This window comes from Micromonospora sp. GCM10011541, from assembly GCF_042650725.1.
Taxonomy (GTDB): domain Bacteria; phylum Actinomycetota; class Actinomycetes; order Mycobacteriales; family Micromonosporaceae; genus Micromonospora; species Micromonospora sicca.
Genome location: NZ_JBHSBP010000096.1, coordinates 1 through 5590 on the forward strand (window position 1 = coordinate 1; position 5590 = coordinate 5590).

General features: G+C 67.1%; 6 protein-coding genes. 1 reads left to right on the top strand and 5 read right to left on the bottom strand.

Annotated elements, in window-relative coordinates:
* The 4 genes from ACFOYX_RS31805 to ACFOYX_RS31820 form a co-directional block, all read right to left on the bottom strand.
* Window positions 1-414: DinB family protein (locus ACFOYX_RS31805; RefSeq protein WP_377534671.1), on the bottom strand; the 414-nt coding region annotated here is incomplete at its 3' end.
* Window positions 415-748: 334 nt separating this feature from the next.
* Window positions 749-1957 carry a sigma-70 family RNA polymerase sigma factor gene (locus ACFOYX_RS31810; protein WP_322443311.1) on the bottom strand — a complete coding sequence of 403 codons (1209 nt, stop codon included), beginning with the start codon at window positions 1955-1957 and terminating at the stop codon, window positions 749-751.
* Window positions 1951-2298, bottom strand: coding sequence for a YciI family protein (locus ACFOYX_RS31815; RefSeq protein ID WP_302769004.1), 348 nt, complete (start codon window positions 2296-2298; stop codon window positions 1951-1953). The genes ACFOYX_RS31810 and ACFOYX_RS31815 overlap by 7 nt, the downstream gene beginning before the upstream one ends.
* Before the next feature lie 235 nt (window positions 2299-2533).
* Window positions 2534-3157, bottom strand: coding sequence for a hypothetical protein (locus tag ACFOYX_RS31820; protein ID WP_322443312.1), 624 nt, complete (start codon window positions 3155-3157; stop codon window positions 2534-2536).
* 368 nt (window positions 3158-3525) lie between these two features.
* Between ACFOYX_RS31820 and ACFOYX_RS31825 the strand changes: the two genes are divergently transcribed.
* On the top strand, window positions 3526-3957 hold the full coding sequence (locus tag ACFOYX_RS31825; protein ID WP_322443313.1) for a nuclear transport factor 2 family protein: 432 nt from the start codon (window positions 3526-3528) through the stop codon (window positions 3955-3957).
* A gap of 133 nt (window positions 3958-4090) precedes the next feature.
* Here the strand turns inward: ACFOYX_RS31825 and ACFOYX_RS31830 are convergent, their stop codons facing one another.
* Complete coding sequence (locus tag ACFOYX_RS31830) at window positions 4091-5395, bottom strand: MFS transporter (RefSeq protein WP_322443314.1); 1305 nt, start codon at window positions 5393-5395, stop codon at window positions 4091-4093.
* Between the last annotated feature and the right edge of the window lie 195 nt (window positions 5396-5590).

Consider the following 5590-nt stretch of genomic DNA (forward strand, 5'->3'; position numbering starts at 1 on the left):
CACGTGCACGAGGATGAGGTGCAGCGTCACCGGCGTGTGTTGCCACCACCGCACCGAGCCGGGTGCGTCGATCGGGAGCGTCTCGATTGTGGCGTCCGCGTGTGCCCAGACTCGGTGCCACAGGCCGATGATGTCGTCGCGGGACTCGTCGGCTGCGGCCCACATGTCCGTGTTCGGCTCGGCGTCTTCGTTCAGGCCCGCGACGGGTTCGGGAAAGGGGCGGTCGAACACCTCGCCGAAATACCCGGCGGTCACCGAGGCCACGTGCTTGACCAGCCCGAGCAGGTTCGTGCCGGTCGGCACGAGCGGGCGCCGTACGTCGTACTCCGACAGCCCGTCGAGCTTCCCGAGCAGCGCCTCGCGCGCCTCAAGCAGGTACCGATAGAGATTCGCCTTGGCGTCGAGGTCTGTCATGCCGCCCAGGATCTCACCGCCGCGCCCGCCGCAATGCCCCGTACGCCCGCGTTCCGAAACGCGGTTCTGTGGCGGTCACGCGATTGCGGTTGCTGATTGCGCCATGTCCATGTGCCGACGTCCGTCGTAACGGTGGGTAGCGTGCGGATCGCGGCAGATCCGGATGCGATGATCGGCGGTGCCCGGTTTGGCCGGCCGGAGGCGCGGGGTGTTCGGTGACAAGGGTGGGCATCTGACGCCGCATCGGCACAGGTGCGGCGATGTCGCCGGTCACCCGGGAAGGGGGCGTAGGGCTGGTCGGCAACTGGCGCTAGGCCAGGACCCTGGTCAGGACTCACTCCGGTGCCGCCGGGTCGCTACCGGAACCTGTTCTGTTGGCAAGTTCCGTTAGCCGGCGTTCGAGGAAGCGCCGTTCGGCTCCGTCCTCGGTGAGTTCCCTCGCACGTCGATAGGCGTCGCGCGCCTCATCGGTGCGCCCGTGCCGTCGCAGCAGTTCGGCCCTAGTTGAGTGCAGGTAGCGGAAGTCATCCAGACCGAGTTCGTCGACGATACGCAGACCGGCCTGTGGTCCTTCGGTCTCGGCGACGGCGATGGCGCGGTTCAGCTCGACGACCGGCGAGGCGGTCAGGCGGGTGAGCTCGCCGTACAGGGCGGCGATCTGCGCCCAGTCGCACGGCGTCTCGGCGTGCAGCGAGGCGATCGCAGCCTGGAGGACGTAGGGCCCTCGGCCGCCCAAAGCGATCGCCTGGTCGAGTTCGGCGCGTCCCTGGGCGATCTGCGTGGTGTTCCACCGTGACGGATCTTGATCTTCGAGCAGCACCAATTCGCCGTCGTTGAACCGCGTCTCGCGGCGGGAGTCGTGCAAGAGCATCATCGCCAGGAGCCCGCGAACCTCGGGGTCGTCGGGAAGCAGTTCGGTCAGTGCACGTCCCAGCCAGATCGCCTCGGCCGCGAGCTCGTCGCGACCGCCGTAACCCTCATTGAAGATCAGATACACGACGGTGAGTACGGCGTCGAGACGCTCGCGGAGCAGGTGATCCGGCGGGATCCGGAACGGGATCCCCGCCGCCTTGATCTTGCGTTTGGCCCGCACCAGACGCTGCGCCATGGTGCGCTCCGGGACGAGCAGGGCACGGGCGATCTCGTCGGTAGTCAAGCCCCCGAGGGTACGCAGCGTGAGCGCGACCTGCGCCTCGATGCCGAGCGCCGGGTGACAGCAGGTGAAGATGAGTTCCAGGCGTTCGTCGGGAAACGTGGTGGTGTCCACGGGCATCTCGACCTCCTGGGCAGCGACGAGCAGGCCGAGCCTGACGGCGAAAGCTCGGTCGCGGCGGATGTGGTCGGTGGCGCGGTTACGCGCCGTGCGGATCAGCCAGGCGCGCGGGTTGGTTGGCACGCCGTCGCGTGGCCAATGATCGGCGGCGATGACGAATGCCTCCTGCGCGGCGTCCTCGGCGAGGTCGAAGTCGCCGAGGACGCCGATGAGGGTGGCCAGGACGCGTCCCCACTCGTCGCGGAAGATCTCGTCGAGTGCCGTTACCAATACACTTCCGATGGCCGGATCTCGACGGCTCCGCCATAACGTGCCGCCGGGACGCGAGCGGCCACCTCGATGGCCGCGTCGATGTCGTCGGCCTCGAGGATGAACAGACCGCCCACGGCCTCCTTCATCCCGACGAACGGGCCATCGGTCGTCAGGGTCTTGCCTCCTTCGACCCGCACAGTGGTCGCGTTCTCGGCGAGTCCCAGCGGCGGCACGGTGGTGACACCCGGTGTCTGGTTGATCCCCTGGTAGTCGGCGTAGACCTGCTTCTGCTCCTCCTCGGTGAGCGCGGACTGCCGTTCGAGCGCCGGGCCTTGGTAGATGAGCATGACGTACTTCATCGCTACCTCCTCGTCGGTACCAGATTCGCAGTAAGACGAACGGCGAGCCGCGAAATCGACACCTCGACGTCGAAACTCGATCCGGCCCCGATCAGAGCAAGGCCGTTCGGTAGGCGATCATCGTCCACGCTTCACACAGGCGCATAGTGCACGCTCATTCGGCATGACCGCTCGGCGCCAGATGAGGATGGCGGCGCGGCGGTGACGGGAGCGGGTGCTGCTGCGGATCAGCCGGTCAGGCACGCGGTGGGGTGGCGGCCGATCGGCGGCCCCCATGCGAGGCGACCAGGGCATCAGCCACGATCGCGGCGTCCGCCTCGGCGACGTCGGCGGGATACTCCGGCAGGAGGTCGTCCCAGACGACCAGCCAGGATCCGTAGAGCTGCGCCTGGCCCTCCGGCCGGGCGAAGAACCAGACGTGCAGGTGAGCGGCGCCGTCGCCGATGCGGTAGACGTGGGCTCGCGAGATGTGCGGCAGAGCCTGCACGTGGCGGACGATTCGCGTGGTCAGCAGTCCCAGCTCCGCGGCGAGATCGTCGGGGAGATCCGCCATGTCGTAGTGATCGCGCGGGTGCAGCATCAGCACCAGCGGCACGCCCACTCCCGGGACACGGGCCAGCCGCCAGTGATCGTTGAACCAGATTCCCTCGTCGCGCTCCTGACAGTTCCGGCACTCTGCCGGATCCTCGCCGTGCCGGGCGGGCTCGGGCAGCACCGGCGGGCGCAGCGGCGCGACGCGCAATCCATCCTGTTCGAACGGGCTGATGTCCCATCCCGTCATGCGCGCCAGCGGAAGCCGCCGCTCGCTGGCCGTAACGGTCACCGCGTGGTCATAGAACTGGTCCGGACGCAAGGCCATGGCGCGAGACTAGTACAACCAAGATCCCATCGCTTTATCGCTATTACATGGGCTGCCCGCCACGGCCCGACGGGTGGCGACACGCTCGATGGCACGGATTCGCCGTGGGAACCCTCTTGTCGGCTATGAGCGGGGTCGCCAGCGCCAAGGAGGCTCACGCGCTGTGACGACCGCCCGCGGCCAGCGCACCTACGGCGGCAGAAGAGGACGCCTCCCGAGCACCGTCCGGGTATGATCATGCGCTGTCTCGGTTATAGGTGGACACGCGCTGGAGCAGGTGGAGGAGATGCGGATGCGCTCCGGTTAGATGAGTTCGACATCGACAGCAGTCAGGGAAATCGTCCTCGGAGCACCGCGAGGTATGTCGAATGCCCGAAATCAACAATAAGGCGATCCTGCAGGGCATCTTCGCCGAGACCGCGAAGGCAAACGGGTGGCCGTTCATCGACGCGCTCGCCCACTACGTCCGCTGGACGATCATCGGGAAGACCGCGTGGTCACGCACCTACGAGGGAAAGCACGTCGTGCTCAACGAGCTGCTCCGCCCGCTTGCGGAACAACTCGGCGGTCGCAACGTCGTGAGAGCCGAGCGCTTCGTAGCCGATGGCGATGTGGTCGTCGTCGAAGGTCGTAATCACAGCGTCACAAGGTCAGGGCGTGAATACCCGAACCGTTACTGCTGGATCTTCGAGATGCGTGACGGCGAGATCGTCGAGATCATCGAGATCATCGACACTCAATTGATCACCGAGGTACTCGCACCCCCTTCGACCGCATCGTCACCGCACCGCTCCGGATGATCAGCAACGTGCGCGCCCGGGCGATGCCGGTGCAACAAACCACTCTTCGCGCCGCGACGTACTGATCTCGGCAGATCCGCGCACTCGCCGACCGGCATGCCGTGACATTGTGTAACGGGCGGATCGTGGCAGATCAGTACCCGTGATCATGTGTCGCATTTGGTGATGGGAGGGTCCGACTCAGGCGGGCGAGCGGGGACAGAGCCATCAGCATGGGTGACAGCATCATGCCGGCGGCCGTGACCAGCAGAGCACTGCGTATCCCCCAGTGTTCTGCGAGGAGGCCGCCGAGCAGCGAGCCGAGTGGCGTCAGGCCCATGCCCGCGAAGGTGATCGTTGCGGCGACGCGGCCCTGCATCGTTTCCGGAGTGAGGGCCTGCCGGACGGCCATGATGGTGACGTTTACCAGTTGGCCGAAGACTCCGAACGCGAGGTTGATCGCGATTAGTGCGGGAAGGGCGGCCGCGGAGGTGCCGTGCAGCGCGGGCACGCACAGTAACACGCCGTCACCGATGACGGCCGCCGAGACGAGCACCGTGCCGTAACCGAGGCGGCTCGGGAGTCGGGCGGCGAGCAGGGAGCCCGCGAGCGCGCCTGGCCCTGTCGCGGCAAGCGCCAGTCCGATGGCGGTGCCGGACAGGTGCAGTTCCCGTGGCAGGAAGAGCAGGTAGTTGGTCATCATGGCCGCGAAGGACAATTGGAATGCGGCCGAGGCGAGGCAGACGGTACGTAGCAAGGTGTCGCCGAAGACGAAGCGGAGCCCCTCGTGGATCTGCCGCCAGATCCGCCGGGGACCGCCCGGGTGCTCCGAAATCGACTCGCGGTGGCGGATACCGGCGATGCCCAGAAACGACACCACGAAGAACAGGGCGCTGAACGCGGCGGCGATCGGCGCCGACAGCAGGGACATCATCGTCCCGCCGAGGGCGGGACCGCCGATCTGGGCCGCGGAGCGGCTTCCCTCGATCGCGCTGTTGCCCTGCAGCAGCTCATCGCGCTGCAGCAAGCGTACGAGAGAAGCTTGGTAGGCGACGTCGAAGAACACCGACAGGGCCCCGATGGCGAACGCGATGGCCAGCAGTGCCGGCAGGCCGAGGCCACCCAAGAGGACGGCCACGGCGGCTCCGCCCAGCGCCAGGGCCCGGCCGAGGTCCGCCAAGGCCATGACGGTGCGAGTCCGCCACCTGTCCACCCAGACGCCGACGAACAGCGCGAGCAGAAGCTGCGGTGCCTGCCCCAACGCGCGAAGGACGCCCAGTTGGTCCGCGCCCACGTTGAGCGTCAGGACGGCGATCAACGGCAGGATCACCAGGCTCGCATGCTCGGCCAGCTGTGAGGCCGTCTGGCCTACCCAAAGGCTGCGGAAGTCGGAGTTGCGCCACAGGCCCGGCGTAACGGATCGAGCGGAATCGGAGACGGCGGAGGAACCGGACGGCACAGAGACCCCTTGGATTGCTGCCGACAAGGCGCACCGACCGCCGTACGACAAACGTACTGACGGTGCAGGCCGGGGAAGGCTCGCTGTGCCGCGCGATTCAAGGGCAGCACCCGATGACAGGCCAAATGCGGCCTAAGCTTGTCGTTTAACCCGTCTGCTCTCGTCGTTCGGTGATGGACTGGGCGCGTTTGATGG